This window comes from Enterococcus gilvus ATCC BAA-350 (assembly GCF_000407545.1).
Taxonomy (GTDB): Bacteria; Bacillota; Bacilli; order Lactobacillales; family Enterococcaceae; genus Enterococcus_A; species Enterococcus_A gilvus.
The window spans coordinates 2,465,903-2,486,132 of the sequence record NZ_ASWH01000001.1 but is presented as its reverse complement, the minus strand read 5'-3'; the positions used below and the strand labels follow the sequence as shown (position 1 = coordinate 2,486,132).

General features: G+C 43.1%; 20 protein-coding genes. 19 read left to right on the top strand and 1 reads right to left on the bottom strand.

Annotated features, from left to right (window positions below):
* Window positions 1-60: 60 nt before the first annotated feature.
* The 11 genes from dnaX (at window position 61) to I592_RS12340 (ending at window position 8,687) form a co-directional block, all read left to right on the top strand.
* Complete coding sequence (gene dnaX, locus I592_RS12390; RefSeq protein WP_010779860.1) at window positions 61-1,806, top strand: DNA polymerase III subunit gamma/tau; 1,746 nt, start codon at window positions 61-63, stop codon at window positions 1,804-1,806.
* An 84-nt stretch (window positions 1,807-1,890) separates the two neighbouring features.
* Complete coding sequence (locus I592_RS12385) at window positions 1,891-2,205, top strand: YbaB/EbfC family nucleoid-associated protein (protein WP_010779861.1); 315 nt, start codon at window positions 1,891-1,893, stop codon at window positions 2,203-2,205.
* A 28-nt stretch (window positions 2,206-2,233) separates the two neighbouring features.
* On the top strand, window positions 2,234-2,830 hold the full coding sequence (gene recR, locus I592_RS12380) for a recombination mediator RecR (protein ID WP_010779862.1): 597 nt from the start codon (window positions 2,234-2,236) through the stop codon (window positions 2,828-2,830).
* 57 nt (window positions 2,831-2,887) lie between these two features.
* Window positions 2,888-3,532 carry a dTMP kinase gene (gene tmk, locus I592_RS12375; protein WP_010779863.1) on the top strand — a complete coding sequence of 215 codons (645 nt, stop codon included), beginning with the start codon at window positions 2,888-2,890 and terminating at the stop codon, window positions 3,530-3,532.
* Window positions 3,533-3,545: 13 nt separating this feature from the next.
* Entirely contained in the window at window positions 3,546-3,875 is a 330-nt protein-coding gene (locus I592_RS12370) for a cyclic-di-AMP receptor (protein WP_010779864.1), read from the top strand.
* Between the two features lie 3 nt (window positions 3,876-3,878).
* The gene (gene holB, locus I592_RS12365) at window positions 3,879-4,817 is read left to right on the top strand and encodes a DNA polymerase III subunit delta' (protein WP_010779865.1); all 939 of its coding nucleotides are present in this window, start codon (window positions 3,879-3,881) and stop codon (window positions 4,815-4,817) included.
* Between the two features lie 26 nt (window positions 4,818-4,843).
* Window positions 4,844-5,656: a PSP1 domain-containing protein gene (locus I592_RS12360; protein ID WP_010779866.1), complete on the top strand. Its 813-nt coding sequence runs from the start codon at window positions 4,844-4,846 to the stop codon at window positions 5,654-5,656.
* Window positions 5,656-6,003: a DNA replication initiation control protein YabA gene (locus I592_RS12355; protein ID WP_044926567.1), complete on the top strand. Its 348-nt coding sequence runs from the start codon at window positions 5,656-5,658 to the stop codon at window positions 6,001-6,003. Before I592_RS12360 ends, I592_RS12355 begins: the two co-directional genes overlap by 1 nt.
* A 93-nt stretch (window positions 6,004-6,096) precedes the next feature.
* Window positions 6,097-6,957 carry a 16S rRNA (cytidine(1402)-2'-O)-methyltransferase gene (gene rsmI / locus I592_RS12350; RefSeq protein ID WP_010779868.1) on the top strand — a complete coding sequence of 287 codons (861 nt, stop codon included), beginning with the start codon at window positions 6,097-6,099 and terminating at the stop codon, window positions 6,955-6,957.
* A gap of 151 nt (window positions 6,958-7,108) precedes the next feature.
* Window positions 7,109-8,323, top strand: coding sequence for an ammonium transporter (locus I592_RS12345; protein ID WP_010779869.1), 1,215 nt, complete (start codon window positions 7,109-7,111; stop codon window positions 8,321-8,323).
* A 19-nt stretch (window positions 8,324-8,342) separates the two neighbouring features.
* The gene (locus tag I592_RS12340; RefSeq protein ID WP_010779870.1) at window positions 8,343-8,687 is read left to right on the top strand and encodes a P-II family nitrogen regulator; all 345 of its coding nucleotides are present in this window, start codon (window positions 8,343-8,345) and stop codon (window positions 8,685-8,687) included.
* 38 nt (window positions 8,688-8,725) lie between these two features.
* Here the strand turns inward: I592_RS12340 and I592_RS12335 are convergent, their stop codons facing one another.
* Window positions 8,726-9,265, bottom strand: a complete 540-nt coding sequence (locus I592_RS12335; protein WP_010779871.1) for a PH domain-containing protein — start codon at window positions 9,263-9,265, stop codon at window positions 8,726-8,728.
* Between the two features lie 414 nt (window positions 9,266-9,679).
* Between I592_RS12335 and I592_RS12330 the strand changes: the two genes are divergently transcribed.
* The 8 genes from I592_RS12330 to I592_RS12295 all read left to right on the top strand — a co-directional run bounded on the left by I592_RS12330 (window position 9,680) and on the right by I592_RS12295 (window position 20,197).
* Complete coding sequence (locus I592_RS12330) at window positions 9,680-10,783, top strand: baeRF6 domain-containing protein (RefSeq protein ID WP_010779872.1); 1,104 nt, start codon at window positions 9,680-9,682, stop codon at window positions 10,781-10,783.
* 191 nt (window positions 10,784-10,974) lie between these two features.
* Window positions 10,975-11,175 (top strand): cold-shock protein, encoded by a 201-nt coding sequence (locus I592_RS12325; RefSeq protein ID WP_010745638.1) that lies wholly within the window; start codon window positions 10,975-10,977, stop codon window positions 11,173-11,175.
* Window positions 11,176-11,407: 232 nt separating this feature from the next.
* The gene (locus I592_RS12320; protein ID WP_010779873.1) at window positions 11,408-14,161 is read left to right on the top strand and encodes a helicase C-terminal domain-containing protein; all 2,754 of its coding nucleotides are present in this window, start codon (window positions 11,408-11,410) and stop codon (window positions 14,159-14,161) included.
* Window positions 14,162-14,215: 54 nt separating this feature from the next.
* Window positions 14,216-14,719: a cell wall elongation regulator TseB-like domain-containing protein gene (locus tag I592_RS12315; protein WP_010779874.1), complete on the top strand. Its 504-nt coding sequence runs from the start codon at window positions 14,216-14,218 to the stop codon at window positions 14,717-14,719.
* A gap of 27 nt (window positions 14,720-14,746) precedes the next feature.
* Window positions 14,747-15,934 (top strand): pyridoxal phosphate-dependent aminotransferase, encoded by a 1,188-nt coding sequence (locus I592_RS12310; protein ID WP_010779875.1) that lies wholly within the window; start codon window positions 14,747-14,749, stop codon window positions 15,932-15,934.
* Between the two features lie 38 nt (window positions 15,935-15,972).
* A complete protein-coding gene (asnS, locus tag I592_RS12305) occupies window positions 15,973-17,271 on the top strand; it encodes an asparagine--tRNA ligase (RefSeq protein WP_010779876.1) in 1,299 nt (432 codons plus the stop codon).
* A 211-nt stretch (window positions 17,272-17,482) separates the two neighbouring features.
* The gene (locus I592_RS12300; protein ID WP_010779877.1) at window positions 17,483-19,540 is read left to right on the top strand and encodes a heavy metal translocating P-type ATPase; all 2,058 of its coding nucleotides are present in this window, start codon (window positions 17,483-17,485) and stop codon (window positions 19,538-19,540) included.
* A 213-nt stretch (window positions 19,541-19,753) separates the two neighbouring features.
* Window positions 19,754-20,197: a CopY/TcrY family copper transport repressor gene (locus I592_RS12295; RefSeq protein ID WP_010779878.1), complete on the top strand. Its 444-nt coding sequence runs from the start codon at window positions 19,754-19,756 to the stop codon at window positions 20,195-20,197.
* Window positions 20,198-20,230 lie beyond the last annotated feature (33 nt).

Genomic DNA, 20,230 nt, shown 5'->3' with positions numbered 1-20,230 from the left:
TTTTTTACTGGAAATCACGTATAATAAAAAGCAGTGATTTTTAGAGAAAAGAGGAGAATTATGGCGTATCAAGCACTTTACCGCGTTTGGCGTTCACAACGTTTTGATGACCTAGTCGGGCAAGAAGCGATAACCAAGACGCTGAAAAATGCGATCCAACAACAGAAAACGTCTCATGCCTATTTGTTTACCGGCCCCCGCGGAACAGGGAAGACCAGTGCGGCGAAGATTTTTGCAAAAGCCATCAATTGTCCAAACAGTGTCGATGGGGAACCTTGTAACGAGTGCGAGATGTGCCGTTCGATCACTGAAGGGCGTCAAGAAGACGTCATTGAGATCGATGCTGCCAGCAACAACGGTGTAGAAGAAATTCGTTTTATTCGTGACCGGGCGAATTACGCGCCGACTACTGCAAAATACAAAGTGTATATTATTGATGAAGTCCACATGCTTTCCACAGGGGCCTTCAATGCGTTGCTAAAAACGCTGGAAGAACCAAAAGAACATGTGATCTTTGTTTTAGCAACGACGGAGCCTCATAAAATCCCTGCGACGATTATTTCTCGGACACAACGGTTCGATTTTAAACGGATTAATGTTCAAGCGATCATCGGCCGCATGGCATATATTCTTGAACAAAGCAATCAGCCTTATGAAGAGCAAGCATTGTCTGTGATCGCTCGCGCTGCTGAAGGGGGCATGCGTGACGCATTGAGTATTCTGGATCAAGCGATCTCATTCAGCAATGAGAAGATCACGTTAGAGGACGCATTGGCTGTGACGGGAAGCTTGACGACGGAGATGATGGACAGCTTCATCGGCGCTTGTTTGGAACAGAATGTCAGCGGAGCGCTTGAGGTACTGGAAAATATTTTGTCAGAAGGAAAAGAAGCACGTCGCTTAACGGAAGATTTACTATTGTATTGTCGAGACTTGCTGATTTATCAGCAAGCCCCGAAATTGATGGAAAATCGTGCGGCGTATCTGACAGACACCTTTAAGCAACTAGCCGAAGCGACCGCTTCTGAGCGGTTGTATGCAATGATCAAGATTTTAAGCGATACACAAAATGAGATCCGATTTACCAACCATGCGAATGTCTATTTGGAAGTTGCAACAGTAAAATTAGCGACACCGCAAACGAATACTGAAACTGCGGCCGCTGCTCAGTCTGTAGGCCAAGTGTCTACAGGGACGGCGCAACCTGCTGAACAAGCAGAAGTTGCCGCGTTAAAAAGTCAATTGCAAAAGCTGCAAAACGAGTTTCAGCAATTAAAAGCTCATCCAACAGTTGAAAAAGAAGAACGAAAAGCAGCGCCGAAGAAAACAGCCAGCACGTACCGCGTGCCGACGGAGCGTGTCTATCAAGTATTAAGTGAAGCAACCAAAGACCATTTGCTGAATGTGAAGAGTGTTTGGGAAGACCTTCTGATGGCTCTGCCAGTTACGCAACGGGCGATGTTAAAGGCTAGTGAGCCTATGGCGGCAGGACCTGAATTGCTGCTGGTTGCTTTTGACTACGAAATCGTTTGTCAGCGAGCGGACAGCAACGAGGAGTTACGCTTGAATATGCAGAACAGTTTAAGTATGATGATCAAAGATTATACACCTGACTTCGTATTCATTACTCGTGAAAGCTGGCCTAGATTACGGCAGGCATTTGTCAGTCAGCACAATGACCGTCCTGTGGCAGCAGAAGATCACGAGTCAGAAGACGAAATCAGTCTGATACCGGAAGAAACCAATGAAGTCGTTGAACAAGCCAAGAGTTTGTTTGGCGATTTAGTAACGATCAAAGAAGATTAGAGCTGTCAGTTTTACGCTTTGACTAATGAAATAAATTAGTTAATTGTTGCACAGCTTAGAATGAAGAAGGAGCGAATAGAGACTATGATGCGCGGAATGGGAAATATGCAAGGCATGATGAAACAAATGCAAAAGATGCAAAAAGAAATGGTGAAAGCCCAAGATGAATTGAATGCCAAAGAATTCACAGGCAGTTCAACGAATGATCTCGTGACAGTAACTTTTACCGGAGATAAAAAAATGAAAGCAATGACGATCAACCCTGAATTGATCGACCCAGAAGATCCAGATATGCTGCAAGATATGATTGTTTTAGCAGTCAACGATGCGATCGAAAAGATCACGAAAGAAACGGATCAAACAATGGGTAAATATACAAAGGGACTTCCTGGAATGTAAGCGACTTTGTTCAGAGAGGAAGAACACCATGCAATATCCAGAACCAATCGCAAAGCTGATTGAAAGTTATATGAAATTACCGGGGATCGGTCAAAAAACTGCGACCCGTTTAGCTTTTTTTACGATCGACATGAAAGATGAGTCCGTGAATGAATTTGCACGGTCATTGATCAGTGTCAAGCGTGACCTGCGTTTTTGCAGCATATGTGGTAATATCACAGAGGAAGACCCTTGTGAGATCTGTTCAGACACGACACGCGATCGCAGTACGATCTTAGTGGTCGAAGAACCAAAAGACGTGATGTCAATGGAAAAAGTCCGTGAATACCATGGGCTTTATCACGTGCTTCATGGAGTGTTGTCACCAATGGAGGGCACAGGGCCAGAAGATATCAATATTGCGCCTCTGATCAAACGATTGCATGACGATGAGATCAAAGAGGTCATCATAGCGACAAATGCCACAACAGAAGGCGAAGCAACAGCAATGTATCTGTCACGTTTGATCAAGCCAGCGGGGATCAAAGTTACACGACTAGCTCATGGCCTGTCTGTCGGCAGCGACATTGAGTATGCTGATGAGATCACGCTGTTAAAAGCAGTGGAAGGACGCCGTGAATTGTAAGAACATCACGGTGTTTTTTAAAATACGAAGATCATAATTATTTTGGGGGACAAGAACGTGAACGGATTATTTATTACGATTGAAGGGCCAGACGGTGCTGGAAAAACCAGTGTACTGAATGAACTTTATCCTAAATTACAATTAACGGCGAAACGATCCATCGTCAAAACAAGAGAACCTGGAGGCATTCCGATCGCTGAAAAGATTAGACACGTGATCCTTGACCCCATAAACGATCAAATGGATGATCGGACAGAAGCCTTGTTATATGCGGCTGCTCGTCGGCAACATTTGGTTGAGAAGATTTGGCCTGCGCTTGAGGCAAATAAAATTGTTCTATGCGACCGCTTTGTTGACAGCTCGTTAGCCTATCAAGGTGCTGGACGCGGTATTGGTATGGAAGAAGTCGCTAAGATCAATGAATTTGCGATCGAAGGCACGACACCAGATGTGACGTTATATTTAGATGTAGATTCGGATACAGGATTGCAACGAATCATTAAGAACCGAACCAATCAAATTGACCGTTTGGACTCAGAAGGGTTACAATTTCATCAGAAGGTTCGACACGCCTATTTAAAATTGGCAGATGCAAATCCGGATCGGATCATAAAAATCGATGCTCGGAAACGTTTAGACGAAGTAGTGAAAGATTGCTTTTACGAGTTGTTGACACGTTACCCAGACTATTTTCAATCATGAGAGGTGTAAAACTATGAAACTAATTTTAGCGATCGTCCAAGACAAAGATTCCAACCGTTTAGCCAATGAGTTTATTGACTCGAACATTCGAGCAACCAAGCTTTCATCTACAGGCGGCTTTTTGAAAGCTGGGAACAGTACTTTTATCATTGGTATTGAAGATGACCGTGTGGAGGATACTTTAGCGCTGATCAAAGAAACGTGCCAAGCTCGGACACAATACGTCACGACACCAGTGACCCTAGACATCTCGTTAGATGGGCAAGTGCCTTACCCTGTTGAAGTTGAAGTCGGCGGTGCAACAGTCTTTGTTTTACCAGTCGAAGGCTTCCACCAGTATTAAGATATGGAAGAAGCGAAAAGACTCCAGACAATTCAACCCATCGTTTTTCGCCAATTACAGAACAGCTTTGAGCATGGGCGTTTGGCCCATGCTTATCTTTTTGAAGGCGATCAAGGAACAGGGAAAGCAGAACTGGCTTTATGGTTCGTCAAGCATCTGTTTTGTTTAAATTTACAAGAGAATATGCCCTGCGAAAAATGCAATAATTGTCTGCGAATAACCAGTAAAGATCACCCCGATGTTGTCGAGATCGAGCCAGATGGCCAGTCCATCAAAGTCGATCAAATTCGTGCGTTGCAGAGTGAATTAACAAAAAGCGGCTTTGAATCTGCGAAGAAAGTCGTACTTATTCACCAAGCGGAAAAGATGAATGTCAACTCGGCAAACAGTCTATTAAAGTTTTTGGAAGAACCGCCAGCAAACTTCATGATTATTTTAGAGACACAATCGTTAGGAAAGATATTGCCGACGATTCGATCTCGTTGTCAGATCATCCACTTTCAAGCGTTGTCTACTGCGCGCTTGCAATCCCGTTTAGAAGCGGAACAAATCTCTGCGAAAACAGCAAAACTCTTAGCAAATTTAACAAATAGTTATGGAAAAGCTGTTGAAATCTCAAAAGATGAATGGTTTAATGAAGCTAGAGAGGTTGTTATTCAATGGTTTAATTATCTTGATAAAAATGATCCGCAAGCGTTTATCTACGTTCAGAAAAAGCTGACAAAGACGTTTAAGGATAAAGCGCAGCAGCAATTTGCCTTTGAAATGTTGGCTTATTTTGTGAAAGAAAAGCGTGATCAAGTAATGAAAGAAAATCAAACCAACCTAGAGAATTACAACCATCTATTAGAAGAAGTTTTGCTAGCTAGTCAAAAGCTAGAGGCAAACGTGTCATTTCAAAATATCGCAGAACAAGTAACGTTACGTATTGTTTTTGCTTAACGTTATTTAAGAGAGTAGGGAGAACCATGGTTGAAGTTGTGGGTGTTCGTTTTCGTGATGCTGGTCATATCTATTATTATGCACCGGGGAAAAACGAATATTTTTATAATGATAAAGTCTTGGTCGAGTCGCAACAGGCGCACCAGATTGCGACAGTGGCAATTCCAAAAATAGAAATAGCAAAAAAAGATTTGTCCGATGATTTAAAAACGATATTACATAAAGCATCAGATAAAGAACTAAAAAAAGTAGCGCAAAATGAAGCCGATGCGGATGCCGCGTTCAAAACAGCAAAAGAGAAGATTCGGGCCCATGAGTTAGAAATGAAATTGATCCGAGTGGAATACACGTATGACCGCAGCAAAATGATTTTCTATTTTACCGCGGATGGACGGATCGATTTTCGGGAGCTGGTCAAAGACTTAGCGGGTGTTTTCCGTACGCGAATTGAGCTGCGTCAGATCGGGGTTCGGGATGAAGCCAAGATTCTTGGCGGAATCGGGCCGTGTGGGCGACCATTATGCTGTTCGACCTTCTTAGGAGATTTTATTCCTGTTTCTATTAAAATGGCGAAAGATCAAGGTCTTTCATTGAATCCAACAAAAATATCAGGCCTTTGCGGCCGTTTGATGTGTTGCCTGAAGTATGAAAATGGCGAGTATGAAGCAGCCAAAAAAGAAATGCCGGATTATGGTAATGAAATCAACACACCAGAAGGGCGTGGAAAAGTAATCGGGTTGAATCTGCTTAGCAAGGTAGTGAAGGTGCGTTTGTTTGGCCGTGATATGACTGTCGATTTCGATTATCAAGAACTAGTTGAAGCAGGTGATGTGTCATGATGGACCGACGTTCGTTGTATGATGGCCTGAATCAGTTAGAAGTGGACATGCAAAAAAACCTTGAGGATCTAGTGTCAATGAAAGAAACGCTGCTGGAACTCGTTGAAAAAAATGCCACATTGGAAATGGAAAATGAACGCTTGCGTGAACGGATTCGCGAGATTGATGCCAAAAAATCTCCAGTCTTAGATGAACGGCAGGAATTGTCGGAGTCTCGTTTAAACCTTGAAAAGATATATGAAGACGGGTTTCACGTGTGCAATTTACTTTACGGTTCAAGGCGTGAACAGGATGAGCCATGTGCTTTTTGTTTAGACGTCATCTATCGCGAAAGTAAGCAAAAATAAATCAATTTCAACTAGTGGGTATGACGCTGCTTGTCACACCCGCTTTTTTGCGAGTATCGATGGGTAGTAAATACATAGAAGGAAGTTAGGAGTATGTCTGTGAGAATTCAAAAAAGTTTTGCACAAGAAGTTGGAACGCTGTATTTGGTTCCTACGCCGATCGGGAACCTGGAGGATATGACCTTTCGTGCAGTTAAGACATTGCAAACGGTCGATTTGATCGCCAGTGAGGATACTCGAAATACGCAAAAATTGCTGAATCATTTTGAGGTAAAGGTTGGGCAAAAAAGCTTGCATGAGCATAATTACAACGAACGGATTCCTGAACTGCTGGCATTTCTTAAAAGTGGGCGATCAATCGCGCAAGTCAGCGATGCAGGCATGCCTTCTATTAGTGATCCGGGGCATGAATTAGTCGTTGCTTGTATTGAGGAAGACATTCCTGTAGTGGCGCTGCCTGGAGCAACTGCGGGTATGACGGCGCTGATTGCTTCTGGTCTGATGCCGCAACCTTTCTATTTCTATGGATTCCTGCAACGAAAGAAAAGTACCCAGAAAAAGGAATTAGCAGAGCTGAAAAATCAAACGGCGACAATGATCTTTTATGAGTCTCCCCATCGTATAAAAGAGACCGTGAAAAATATGCTGGAAGTTTTTGGCAATCGCGAAGTGGTCATTTGCCGAGAGCTGACCAAGCTCTATGAGGAGTATCTGCGAGGCACAGCAGAGGAAGTGATCGACTACCTGTCGGAGCATTCGTTAAAGGGAGAGTGCTGCTTGCTGGTTTCCGGTACGACAGAGAAGGTAGAAGAAGAAATTTTTGAAGGCTCACTCAAAGAGCAAGTGGACGTATTGGTTTCAGACGGCGAAAGCTCGAAGGAGGCTATCAAAACTGTCGCGAAACGACATGGACTGAAAAAACAAGAGGTCTATAAAGAATATCACGGATTGTAAGAGCAGGAAATTCTTCCTGCTCTTTTTATGTTAGTTTTTCTCACACACAAAGTTATTAAATTAGAATTAAATGAAAAAAATGAGGGAAAACTCTTTTTTTATTTAAAAACGATGTTAGAATACTTAACATAAAGAGAAATGGAGTGATTTGATGGCAGCGAATATTGCATTTATTTTGATTTGTTCAGGGTTAGTTTTTCTTATGACGCCCGCATTGGCATTTTTCTATGGCGGGTTGGAGCGGAGAAAAAATATTTTGAACACCATGATGATGGTCATTTGTACGATGGGATTAGCCTCTTTGATTTGGGTAGTCGTTGGCTACTCGCTATCATTTAGCGGCGGCGGAGAATTTATTGGAAATTTGGACAAGCTATTTTTTAATGGCGTCTCTATGACGAAAGGAGATAGTATCCCAGAAGGCTTATTCGCGTTCTTTCAAATGATGTTTGCCTTGATCACGACAGCGATTTTAACAGGATCAGTCGCCGGTCGCATGCGCTTTTCAGCGATTTTCCTATTCATAGCCATTTGGTTAATCGTTGTCTACTTCCCCATGGCGCATATGGTTTGGGGCGGCGGTTTTCTAGACAAGATCGGCTCGATCGATTTTGCCGGCGGGAATGTGGTGCATATTAGTTCAGGGATTTCTGGGCTGGTCTTGGCGATTGTCTTAGGCCGTCGTCGAGAATACCATCTCGGCGATTATCGTCCTCACAATGTTCCTTTTGTTGTCTTAGGGACAGGGCTTTTGTGGTTTGGCTGGTTTGGCTTCAACGGCGGCTCGGCCTTAGCGGCGGACGGACTTGCGATCCATGCGATGATCACGACCAACACAGCGGCTGCTTGCGCGATGTTGTCATGGATGCTGATTGAGAAAGTCCTAAATGGCAAGCCAACGGTCGTCGGTGCTTGTACCGGTGCAGTTGTCGGATTGGTGGCAATTACTCCTGGGGCGGGATTTGTCTCGATTTGGTCAAGCCTCCTCATTGGCGCATTGGTTAGTCCGTTCTGTTATTTCTTCATTTCAGTAATTAAGCAGAAGCTTGGTTTTGACGATGCACTGGATGCTTTTGGTTGTCATGGTGTCGGCGGCATCTTCGGCGGCATCGTAACAGGGATTTTTGCTGATCCTTCGGTTGGTGGACGAACAGGTTTGATTTACGGCGAGACCCATTTGTTTATCGCACAAATCGAGAGCGTCATTTTTACATTGATTTTTGCTGGAGTCGCAAGCTATTTGATCATCTCTTTGATCCGGGTCTTCATGCCGATTCGTGTTTCTCAACAGGAAGAAGCGTTAGGGCTAGACCAAATCGAGCATGATGAAAATGCTTATCCGACATTTATGGGAATGGATTCTTAGGAGACTATAGGAGGACGCGATGAAAAAAGTTGAAGCGATCATCAGACAAGAAAAGTTAGAAGCGATCAAAGCAGCGATCGATCAGGAAATTGAAGTAAACGGGATGACTGTCAGCCAAGTATTAGGCTGCGGCTTGCAAAAAGGACAAAAGACGCACGTTCGAGGACAAGAGGTCATCACGACATTATTACCTAAAATAGCAGTAAGCTTTATTTTAGCAGATGAAAATGTAGAGAGAGTGATTGATTTGATTTTAGAGACCTGCCAATCAGAAGAATGCGGAACAGGAAAAATCTTTGTATATCCCATTGAAGAAGCGATTCGGATACGCACGCGGGAGTCTGGAAAAGCAGCGATCCAATAGAAAAAAACTGTCTGAGAAAATTTTTCTCAGACAGTTTTTTATTGAAAGATTTCTTCTTTTATTTTTTCGAATTCCTTTGCTGTCAGGATTCCTTGATCCATCAGCTCTTTCATTTTCAAGAGCTGTTCTGCTTTGCTTAAGTGGGTCTCGGGTTCTTTTTTTGTGGTGATCTCTTGGACTGTTTGCTTTAAAGTCGCTAAGACATAGGGTGCTTCGTCTTCCGTCAAGACTATTTTTGTTACGCCTTCTAAAGAGGAAATCTCTAATATATCCAAGCTGGTTTCTTTTGTTAAACGAAGTTCCTGAAGATTTGCCAAAGGAATCACTTTAAACTCATCGCCAATCAATTTCTTTTGCCCCATGATAAATCGTTGATTGGTTAAAGCATAGGCGTAAAAGCCGTCATTTTTGGTTGCAGATGTTCGATTGTGCAGCCCAATAAAGCAAACAAGAACCTCTTCATGAGGCCCTAAATGTTTCTCCAGCACTGAAAAAAGTTTTTCGCTCCATTGTTGATCGGACCCTGAAAAGAATTTCGCATGTTGACAAAATTGGTACATTTCCTCCGCAGTTTTCATAACACACCTCGCTGATTTAGTAGCTCCAGTTTAGCAAATAATGGAAACGCAAACAAATCAATCGTAAAAATTCAAAGGGATTTCGTATCCGAATGATTGTGGGAACGCGCGAAAGCCGCAAAAAACCACCATAGCCGTCACTATGGTGGAAATGAAGGTTGTTATTTACTCTTGGTAGGAGTAAGTATGAAAAACCAATTCGGGATAATTGGTATAAATTAATGATAATGCATACAATCAATGAATTCATGAATAGCAGTTTGTTAATCGATAAGAAATGAATTAGAAAAAACTTATGCAAATTTCTGTGAAATTTTTTAGTTATTTACATAATGTAAGGGTTGCATTTCGTTTCATGGAATTTAACAGCTATGGTACACTTGATTTGGAAGACTTAAATAGGAGGGTACATTTATGGCAAATATCAGTAAAAAGTTACTATCTGAACTGACTTCAGAAGAAGCCACCGGTCCGTTTATCACATTCATGTTGAATACACACCATGCGCATCAAGAAGTTGAAAAAGATCAAATCACGTTTAAAAACTTCGCTAAAGAAGCGAAACGTCGTTTTGAAAAAAAATACACTGATCACAGCTTTGAACCATTCCAAGAAAAGATCAATCAACTACTCGCAGATGGTGATTTTTGGCGAAACGGAACAGAAAGTATTGCGGTGATCCTTACGGCAGAAGAAAGTTATATCCATCGCTTAAGTATCGCTGTGGACGATCAATATTATGTCAGCGACTTGCCGTATCTGTTGGCGATCATCAAGAATGCACAATTTAATTATTCTTACTATTTAATGGCTTTGAATAGAGATTCTATGAAACTCTATTTTATCCGTAACAAAAAAGTGAAAGAAGTCGATCTGCCAGAGGATGCTCCGAAAGATATTGTCACGGCTCTTGGAGATGAATTAACGGGAGGAAACTTAAACGTATCTGCTCGCGGCGGAGAGGTCGGCAGCTATCATGGCATCAATACGAAGGATGAAGAAGTCGAAATTGACTGGGTGAACTATTACCAAGCAGTGGACAACTATTTAAAAGAGTTTGAAAACCCAGATCAACTTCCAGTATATCTTTTTGCCTTGCCAGAGAATCAAACACAATTTAAAAAAGTTGCGAAAAATCCTTATTATTCAGATAAGGCGGCAATCAATGGTTCGCCAGCACAAGCAACGATCAACGAAATCAAAAAAGAGTCACAGAAATTGACGGATCAATTGGCATCTGTTGAGACACAAACGTACCAAAAATTAATGGATAGAAAATTTATTGACCAATTAGTAGACATTGTACCGGCCGCGAAGGAAGGGAAGATTTCTCATCTCTTTATCGCAACATCCAACCTAGTCGATGGGTTCGGAGAAGATCCAGATGTCGAATATGATCGTCGCCAAGTCTTGAACGAGATTGCGGACAATGTTATCAAAAATGGCGGACAGGTCTTTGTTCTAGACCAAAAAGACGCTCCAGATGAGAAAAGTCTATTAGCGATACTACGGTATTAATGTTCGAATAGTTCAAATATATTAAGAATAAAAATTTTAAGCGATAACCTAGTGTTATCGCTTTATCTGTGTTATACTTCTAAGTGTAGTTTTTGTACGGTAATATTGGCAAGTTTGTTTCAGACAACATCTTTCCTATTTCACCATTCAAGTAATTACAAACTAATTTTTATCCTAGGAGGATGTTTAACATGGAACAAGGTACAGTAAAATGGTTCAACTCAGAAAAAGGCTACGGATTTATCACTGCTGAAAACGGAAATGACGTATTTGTACATTTCTCAGCTATCCAAGGCGACGGCTTCAAAACTTTAGAAGAAGGTCAAGCAGTGACTTTCGACGTAGAAGAAGGCCAACGTGGACCTCAAGCTACAAACGTTAACAAAGCTTAATTAAGTAGACTTTTAAACCAGATGCTCACGCATCTGGTTTTTTTTGTTTTTATAAATTGAAATCGCTTCGAATGAAGAACTTCCTTGTAGAAAGTGGTACTATTCAGATATAATGCGTGAGGTAGATGATCCCATGCTGCTTCTAAAACTGACAGAAGCAAAGTATGTGGGCTAGTGAGATACGTGGTTTTATAAGGAAATCACTTCTTGTGTTTGAGGAAGGAGGAGAAGTGTGAAAAAGAATTATGCTGTGGTTGATATTGAAACGACTGGAACCGATCCAAAAACCGATCGTATCATTCAGTTCGGCTGTGTATTGATCGAGAACGGCAAGATCGTAACGCATTTCTCGACGGATATTAATCCAGATCAGAATATTCCAGCGCAGATCCAAACGCTGACAGGAATTACGAACCAACGAACGCGAAAAGCCCCATATTTTGAAGATGTGGCTCAAACGATCACTAATTTATTGGAAGATACAATCTTTGTTGCCCATAACATTCATTTTGATTATCCGTTTTTAAGTAATGAGCTAGAGCGTTGCGGTATGCCGCCATTGACGATCCCCGGTATTGATACCGTTGAGTTGGCGCAAGTGTTTATGCCGACGTCTTTGAGCTTTCGCTTAAAAGATTTGGCAGAGGAGCTGCACTTAGTCCATGAAAATCCCCATCAAGCGGATAGCGACGCGGATGTAACTGCGCAATTATTATTATATCTAGACTCGAAAATAAAAGAACTGCCAATCATTACAGTGGAAAAAATCGTGGAAACGGCTGATCAAATGGCGTTTCAAACCAAAAATTATTTAGAAGAATGTCTGAAAGAGATGCAAGAAGACCCTCGTCCTTTGTCGGATGAGTTGGTGATCATTCGTGGATTAGCGCTGCGCAAGAAGCGTGTGCCGCTTTTTTCTGAGAGCTATTTTGGGGTGAAGGCCTATCCTCGCTCACGGAAAGCCAAGGAGAAAATCTATCACAGTGAATTGGATTTTCGAAAAGAACAAGCGCGTTTGATGAATCTTGTGTATGATTTTTTTAATAAGAAAGATGACAAGAATATTTTAGTAGAGGCCGCAACAGGAATCGGCAAAACGTTGGGCTATTTATTACCCATGAGTTTTTTGGCAACTCCGGAAAAACCGCTGGTGATCAGTACGGTCTCTTTGCTGCTGCAAGAGCAGATTTTGAGCCACGACTTGCCGTTGATCAATCGTCTGTTGGATCAGCCGTTGCAGGCAGTAGTGATGAAAAGCAGTCGTCATTACTTGGATCTTGAGCGCTTTTATCAGAGCTTTGAGAAAGAAACGGCGCAAAAACAATACACATTTTATCAAATGTCGGTGCTTGTCTGGTTAACTCAAACCGAAACAGGGGATTTTGATGAGCTGAATATGACTAGCTTGAAACACCCTTTCTGGCAAGAGGTCTCTCATTTAGGCGTGCATACATTGAATCCCAGCAGCCCATTTTATCAAGCAGATTTTATTCATCATCGTCAAAAAAAATTGGCTCAAAGTAATTTGGTGATCACCAATCATGCCTATTTAGCGCAAGAGGATCAACGGAAAATTCCTCAACTGCCGAACAGTTCGTATCTGATTATTGATGAAGCCCATCATTTAAATCGAGTCTTGGAAAAAGTCAGCACTCAGAACTTTAATGTATTGGCGATCCAGCGTTCGTTTGCCCATCTTTTTGACCAGCAAACCTTTGCTGTTTGGAAAAAATTGATCCACAAAGACAAGCAAAGCCAGCATACGCTTGAAATTCTTCAAGATGTTCTTCAGGAATTAAATGAGGACCTGACGGATTTTTATCGTATTTTCAAGGAAGAGTTTCCTGCGGAAGAGGAACGCTTGCTGACGAAAGAGATGATCGACCAATTGTCCTTGGCTGGGGAGCATGTTTTGCAGCGGATCAAGCGTCTTTACCAAGATGCGTTGGATTTGGGGGATCAATTGTCGGGGTATTTTGTCAGGTACAAAGAGACGTTCAGTATCAAAGAACAGGCGGAATGGGGCGACCTGCAAGCATTACTGAACAATTTGACAGAGCAGCAGACAGCATTTGAAACATTTAGTGAAAAATGGGATGCCCGCTATGTTCATTGGTTCAATGCCAAACGAAAAACGTTCCAAGTCCAGGATTTGGAAGCGGCATTGATCAGTCAAACGAAGTGGTATGAGCGGTACAAGCAGATTCTCTATTTGGGCGGTACGTTGAAAATCGGCAGCGATCGGCATTATTTCGCGAAGCGTTGGGGGATAGCGGAGACACCTTTAAAGATAATCAGCAGTCCCTATGATTATGCCAACCAAGCGCGCCTGTACCTTCCGACGGATACGATCAGCATCCAGTCGACCTCACCGGATCAGTATGCGCAATACATCGCCGACGTGGTTCGAAAAATGGCAGACAATCAGAAACGTCCGATCTTAATTCTTTTTACTTCTCACGATATTTTGAATCGTGTCTATCAACGCGTGCGTGTGCCTTTATTAAATGAAGGCAGAGAGGTTTTGGCTCAAGGTGTTGGCGGCAGCCGCGAAAAATTGTTGAAGCGTTTCTTGTTATCAAATGACGCGCTGCTGTTCGGAGCCGACAGTTTTTGGGAAGGGGTCGATCTGCCAGGAGAGATTCTGCAGCTTTTGATCGTTACTCGTTTGCCGTTTGAAAATCCTAAACGGCTACAGGTCAAAGCACGGAATGAGTATTTAGCCTCTGAAGGAATCAATCCGTTTTACCAAGAGGCAGTCCCCCATGCAGCATTGCGGCTGCGCCAAGCATTGGGAAGGTTGATTCGTTCAGACAAGGACAAGGGAGTAATGCTCTTGTTGGATCAGCGCTTTATCACTGCGAAGTACGGCGAAAAATTACGAAAAGCATTGCCAAAGGACCTTCCAATCAAACAATTGCCGTTAGAAGAGATTCTGCTTGAAGCGGATCAATTTTTAAATTCTGACAAAAGTGATGAGAATTAATGAGGCAAAGCCCTTCTTTTGGTATAATGTAGCTTGTCTGAGAGGAGTATGATTTTGGATACGAATAGTACAAGGCAGCAAAAGCTCAACCGTTGGCTTTTAGGGATCGTGGCATTTTTACTAATTATTATCGTGGCGGCGACCATGATTTTTATCCGTTCAAATCGTCCGATGCAGCAAGCTAAAAGAGAAGCGGTTCAAATGGCAGAAAAATATGCCGATTTAAAAACGGTCGATCATTTTTATTGGTTCAATCGTGAAAAAACCTATTTCACCGTTACGGGTGAAAATAATACTGGCGAATCGATCATCGTGATCGTTCCGAAATCAGGAGAGAAAGTCCGCGTTCTCAATCAAAAGGATGGTCTGACCGAAGAACAAGCAGAGAAACGCTTTAATGAGGAGAATCCAGATCTGATTTTTGAGAAAGCCAACTTAGGGATCTATCAAGATAAAACCGCTTGGGAGATCACCGCGAAGGATGAGAAGGGCGCGATTTTTTATTACTTGCTGTCATTTAATGATGGCAAACAAATCAAAGTCATCAAAGAAATCTAAAAAAACTTGGTAAGGGAGTTATTGGTTATGAAATTATCACAGCGTGTAACAAACTTAGAACCGTCCGTCACTTTAGCAGCTACCGCCAAAGCCAAAGAGTTGAAAGCCCAAGGATTAGATGTCATCAGCTTGACTGTAGGGGAGCCTGATTTCACAACGCCGGAAAACATCGAGCAGGCAGCGATCAAGGGAATCGAAGGTGGCAAAGTCAGCTTCTATACTGCCTCTGGCGGCACCCCTGAATTGAAATCTGCGATCGTGGACTTCACTAAGAAAAATTATGACCTTTCCATCGCACCGAAGAATGTCATTGTCACAAGCGGGGCAAAATTTGCCTTGTATACCTTGTTCCAAGCAGTTCTGGACGCAGGAGATGAAGTCATCATCCCAGTTCCTTATTGGGTGAGTTATGGTGAACAAGTCAAGCTGGCTCAAGGAAATCCTGTGTTTGTTGCAGGTGCGCAAAACAATGACTACAAGATCACGATCGATCAACTAGAAGAGGTTCGTACGGAAAAGACAAAAGCACTGATCATCAATTCCCCGTCGAATCCGACAGGGATGATCTACACGGAAGACGAGCTGCGAGAAATCGGGGAATGGGCCGTCCGTCACGACCTGTTGATTGTCTCAGATGATATTTATGATCATCTTGTTTATAATGGAAACAAAGCAGCCCATCTTGCTTCATTGTCAGAAGATATTTTTCATCATACCGTGATCATCAATGGCGTTTCGAAAACCTACTCTATGACGGGTTGGCGAATTGGCTATGCGATCGGGAACGAAGAGATCATCGGTGCCATGACGTCGATTGCTTCTCAAGCAACGAGCAATCCGACGGCGGTCAGCCAAGTAGCTGCTGCTGAGGCTTTATCGGGAGAGCAGGAAACAGCAGAAAAGATGCGTCAAGCGTTTGAAGAGCGGTTGAATACCATCTATCCAAAAGTAGCGGACCTGCCAGGTTTTGAGCTTAAAAAACCGCAAGGAGCGTTCTACCTGTTTCCGAACATCAAAGGTGCGATGGAGATAGGCGGCTACGACAATGTGACGACTTGGGTCAACGATTTGTTGGAACAAGAGCGTGTGGCGCTGGTAACAGGCGAAGGGTTCGGTTCTTCTGACAGCGTGCGAATGAGTTATTCATCCAGTATGGAAAACCTAGAAGAAGCAGTCGTGCGGATTCGTCGTTTCATAGAAAATAGTAAAAAGTAAAACCTTATTTCGGGATAAATAAGTGAGGAGAGACATTTGTGGAACAAATTCAAATCATCGATGCCAAGAACCATGTTGGCGAAACAGTAAAAATCGGGGCTTGGGTCGCGAATAAACGATCAAGCGGAAAGATTTCTTTCTTACAATTACGTGATGGGACAGCTTACTTTCAAGCGGTCGTTGTCAAAAGTGATGTATCAGAAGAAGTTTTTCATTTAGCGAAAGAATTGACGCAAGAAACATCAATCATTGTTACAGGAGAAATTCGGGAGGACACACGCTCTAAATTCGGTTATGAATTAGGTGTAGCGTCGATCGAAGTCATTGGTGAAAGCCATGATTACCCGATCACACCGAAGGAGCATGGCGTAGATTTCTTGATGGATCATCGTCATTTATGGTTGCGTTCGTCACAACAACATGCGATCATGCTGATTCGTAACGAGATCATTCGTGCGACCTATGAATTCTTCAATAACAATGGTTTTGTAAAAGTAGATCCGCCGATTTTGACAGGTTCAGCTCCTGAAGGAACCAGCGATTTATTTGAAACAAATTATTTCGACCATAAGGCCTATTTATCTCAAAGTGGACAATTATACATGGAAGCAGCAGCGATGGCATTAGGAAAAGTCTTCTCATTTGGACCGACTTTCCGTGCTGAAAAATCAAAAACACGCCGTCACTTGATTGAATTCTGGATGATCGAACCAGAAATGGCCTTCATGCATCAAGAAGACAGTCTAGAAGTGCAAGAACAATACGTGGCTTACTTAGTACAAAGTGTTCTAGATAACTGTGACTACGCATTAGACGTCTTGGGACGTGATAAAGAAATTTTGAAAAACTATACAAAGCTTCCTTATCCGCGGATTTCTTATGACGAAGCGATTGAATTATTGAAGAAAAATGGCTTTGACGATATTGAGTGGGGCGAAGATTTTGGATCGCCGCACGAAACGTTTATCGCGAATTCCTTCGACCGTCCAGTCTTCATCTTAAATTATCCAAAGGCTATCAAGCCTTTCTATATGAAGCCACACCCAACACGTGAAGATGTCGTGATCTGTGCCGACTTGATCGCGCCAGAAGGATATGGAGAAATCATCGGCGGTTCTGAACGTGCGACCGACTATGATTACTTGTTGGAACAAATCCGTGAAGCAGGCTTGAACGAAGAAGAATATTCATGGTATTTGGATCTGCGTAAATATGGGACTGTGCCCCATTCAGGTTTTGGTTTAGGACTTGAACGGACGATCACATTTATTTCAGGGATCGACCATGTTCGTGAAGCCATTCCATTCCCACGTTTGTTGAACCGTATTTATCCATAAGTTACGATCGTTGAAACGCCGAGGACATTCTCGGCGTTTTTTTTTGTGTTTGTAGGGCTCTTTCAAGTCTCTTTTTTAGAAATAGAGTTAGAGGAAAATGAGCGGGAAATATTTTTGAAAAAGCTTTCTTTTTATGCTTGACATATGAATGAGCTCTCATATATAATATACATGAAGGATCATTCATATGTAAAAGAGAGAAGGGAATCTCATGGAAAAAGTATATCGGTTAGATGGGTTGGATTGCGCGAACTGCGCAGCGAAGATCGAGCGCTCTGTACAGCAAATCAAAGGTGTGGAGCAGGCTCAAGTGGATTTTATGAGCACGAAACTGACGATCGTTGCACCGGAAAAAGATATTGAACGTGTCAGCGAGGAAGCGAAGGAGATCGTGAATAAGTTGGAGCCGGATGTTGAAGTCAACAGCGTGCAAACGCAACGAGAAGAGGAAAGCTCTAAAGGAAAAATCATTCAAATCGTTGTGGCGATCATTGCTTTAGGAGGTTTGGCTATCTTTACTCCGGCAATGCCGTTGAAGCTGATTGCTTATTTGATCTTATACCTGTGGATCGGCTATGACGTCCTCAAAACCGCCATCTCAAACATTTTCCATGGAGAGATCTTCGATGAAAACTTTCTCATGGCGATCGCAACCGTTGGCGCCATCGCGATCGGAGAATATCCAGAAGCAGTGGCCGTTATGCTGTTTTACCAAGTAGGAGAATTCTTCCAAGATTACGCCGTTGCAAAATCAAGAAAATCAATCAGCTCACTGTTAGCGATTCGTCCAGATTCGGCGAACTTGATCCAGAACGGTGAAGTGAAAAAGGTCGCGCCTGAAGCGATCAAGGTGGGCGATCGTATCTTGATCAAGCCGGGGGAAAAGGTACCGTTGGATGGGATCGTCAAAGAAGGCAATTCGATGCTGGATACCTCTGCGTTAACAGGAGAATCTGTTCCCCGCAGTATCCATCCGGAGGAACAGATCCTCAGCGGGTTTATTAATCAGAGCGGACAATTGACTGTAGAAGTGACAACGACATTTGGTGAGTCGACGGTCAGCAAAATCTTAGATTTGGTGGAAAATGCCAGCAGTAAAAAGGCACCGGCAGAAAACTTTATTACCAGCTTTGCTCGCTACTACACACCGATCGTTGTCGGCTTGGCTGTCTTGTTGGCAGTCGTGCCGCCGCTGGTGACCGGAGAGCCCTTTTATGATTGGGTCTATCGTGCGTTGACCTTTCTAGTGATCTCTTGTCCGTGTGCGCTGGTTATTTCTGTACCGTTGAGTTTCTTTGGCGGGATCGGCGGTGCTAGCAAAGCCGGTGTCCTGATCAAAGGCAGCAACTATATTGAAACGTTAGCAAACGTGGAAACCTTGGTCTTCGATAAAACAGGAACGCTGACGAAGGGTGTCTTTGAAGTTCAAACTGTTGAAACGACCATGAACAAAAAGGAATTCTTACAGTATGTGTCTAGTGCGGAACAAAGCTCCACTCACCCGATTGCCCAATCAATCGTAAATTACGTCGATCAACCATTGCTCGCTGTCAGTCAATTAGAAGAAATCGCAGGTTTTGGGCTCTCAGTTGAGATCGATGGGCATCATTTCTTAGTCGGCAACGAAAAGCTGATGGCAAACAAGAACATTCCATTCCAAGCCGTACAGGAAATCGGCACGATCGTCTATGTTGCGATGGATGGAAGATTTGTCGGACATTTAGTGATTGCTGACGAGATCAAGGACAATGTCTCTGAAGCATTGGCTGAAGCGAAGAGCCTCGGTGTGAAGCGTACCGTCATGCTGACTGGAGACAATCGCGGAATCGCGGATGCGATCGGTAAGAAGATCGGGATCGATCAAGTCTATAGTGAACTGCTGCCAGAGGATAAGGTCACGCATTTAGAAGAGGAATTGCAGCGGGAAACCAAAACGGCTTTTGTCGGTGATGGGATGAACGATGCTCCCGTGCTTGCCCGCGCTGATATCGGTATCGCTATGGGCGGCCTAGGGTCGGATGCCGCGATCGAGGCAGCGGATGTCGTGATCATGGATGACCAGCCTGAAAAAATCCCGACAGCGATTGGAATCGCACGTAAAACGATGGGGATCGTCAAACAAAACATCGTGTTTGCGATCGGTGTCAAGGTGGTCGTGTTGGTCTTAGGAGCATTAGGCTTCGCAACGATGTATGCCGCCGTTTTCGCAGACGTAGGTGTCACTGTGATCGCTGTGTTGAATGCGATGCGTTGTTTAAGAATAAAATAGTAGGTGAACAGGCTTTGTGGCTCTAGTGGTCACAAAGCTTTTTTTGCGGGGAAAAGAGGTATTCAAAGTGGTCCACGCTTCATTGCAGAAGGGGGCATTAATGGGCACTCATTTCTCGCCGTACAAAAAAATTATCGTATCAGTTGACGAATGACGATTACAAATGTAAACTAAAAGATGTAGATTACAATTGTAAACGAAAGAGGTGAGTGTATGGCTATGACAATCACACCAGTAAAGATCAGTGATTCCGAGTGGGAGATCATGCGAGTGATTTGGACACAGGAATCCACGACCGCACAAGAAATCATCGACATCCTTGGTCAGACGATGGCGTGGAAGCCCGCCACGATCAAGACGTTATTAGGGCGCTTAGTAAAAAAAGAAGCGGTACGGACCGAGCAGTCAGGGAAAAAGTATATTTATTATCCGGCAATCAGTGAAGGCGAGACGGTAAAAAGTGCGACAGAGAATCTCTTTTCTCATATTTGTGCCAAACGAATCGGCGAAACCATTGCTGAATTAGTTGCAGAAGCGGAACTGACGGAGGCAGATGTGGAAAAGATCAAGGAACAATTAGTAAAGAAGAAGACCGTCGATACAATCGCGTGCAACTGTATCCCCGGACAGTGTGAATGCAATCATCATAAGGACTAACTGGCAACAGCCATAAAAAATAATTCAATTAGA

What these genes read in the sequence shown, in the direction of transcription:
- dnaX (WP_010779860.1), top strand. Translation starts at nt 61, where the DNA reads ATGGCGTATCAAGCACTTTACCGCGTTTGGCGTTCACAACGTTTTGAT.
- I592_RS12385 (WP_010779861.1), top strand. Translation starts at nt 1,891, where the DNA reads ATGATGCGCGGAATGGGAAATATGCAAGGCATGATGAAACAAATGCAA.
- recR (WP_010779862.1), top strand. Translation starts at nt 2,234, where the DNA reads ATGCAATATCCAGAACCAATCGCAAAGCTGATTGAAAGTTATATGAAA.
- I592_RS12370 (WP_010779864.1), top strand. Translation starts at nt 3,546, where the DNA reads ATGAAACTAATTTTAGCGATCGTCCAAGACAAAGATTCCAACCGTTTA.
- holB (WP_010779865.1), top strand. Translation starts at nt 3,879, where the DNA reads ATGGAAGAAGCGAAAAGACTCCAGACAATTCAACCCATCGTTTTTCGC.
- I592_RS12360 (WP_010779866.1), top strand. Translation starts at nt 4,844, where the DNA reads ATGGTTGAAGTTGTGGGTGTTCGTTTTCGTGATGCTGGTCATATCTAT.
- I592_RS12355 (WP_044926567.1), top strand. Translation starts at nt 5,656, where the DNA reads ATGGACCGACGTTCGTTGTATGATGGCCTGAATCAGTTAGAAGTGGAC.
- rsmI (WP_010779868.1), top strand. Translation starts at nt 6,097, where the DNA reads ATGTCTGTGAGAATTCAAAAAAGTTTTGCACAAGAAGTTGGAACGCTG.
- I592_RS12345 (WP_010779869.1), top strand. Translation starts at nt 7,109, where the DNA reads ATGGCAGCGAATATTGCATTTATTTTGATTTGTTCAGGGTTAGTTTTT.
- I592_RS12340 (WP_010779870.1), top strand. Translation starts at nt 8,343, where the DNA reads ATGAAAAAAGTTGAAGCGATCATCAGACAAGAAAAGTTAGAAGCGATC.
- I592_RS12335 (WP_010779871.1), bottom strand. Translation starts at nt 9,265, where the DNA reads ATGAAAACTGCGGAGGAAATGTACCAATTTTGTCAACATGCGAAATTC.
- I592_RS12330 (WP_010779872.1), top strand. Translation starts at nt 9,680, where the DNA reads ATGGCAAATATCAGTAAAAAGTTACTATCTGAACTGACTTCAGAAGAA.
- I592_RS12325 (WP_010745638.1), top strand. Translation starts at nt 10,975, where the DNA reads ATGGAACAAGGTACAGTAAAATGGTTCAACTCAGAAAAAGGCTACGGA.
- I592_RS12310 (WP_010779875.1), top strand. Translation starts at nt 14,747, where the DNA reads ATGAAATTATCACAGCGTGTAACAAACTTAGAACCGTCCGTCACTTTA.
- I592_RS12300 (WP_010779877.1), top strand. Translation starts at nt 17,483, where the DNA reads ATGGAAAAAGTATATCGGTTAGATGGGTTGGATTGCGCGAACTGCGCA.
- I592_RS12295 (WP_010779878.1), top strand. Translation starts at nt 19,754, where the DNA reads ATGGCTATGACAATCACACCAGTAAAGATCAGTGATTCCGAGTGGGAG.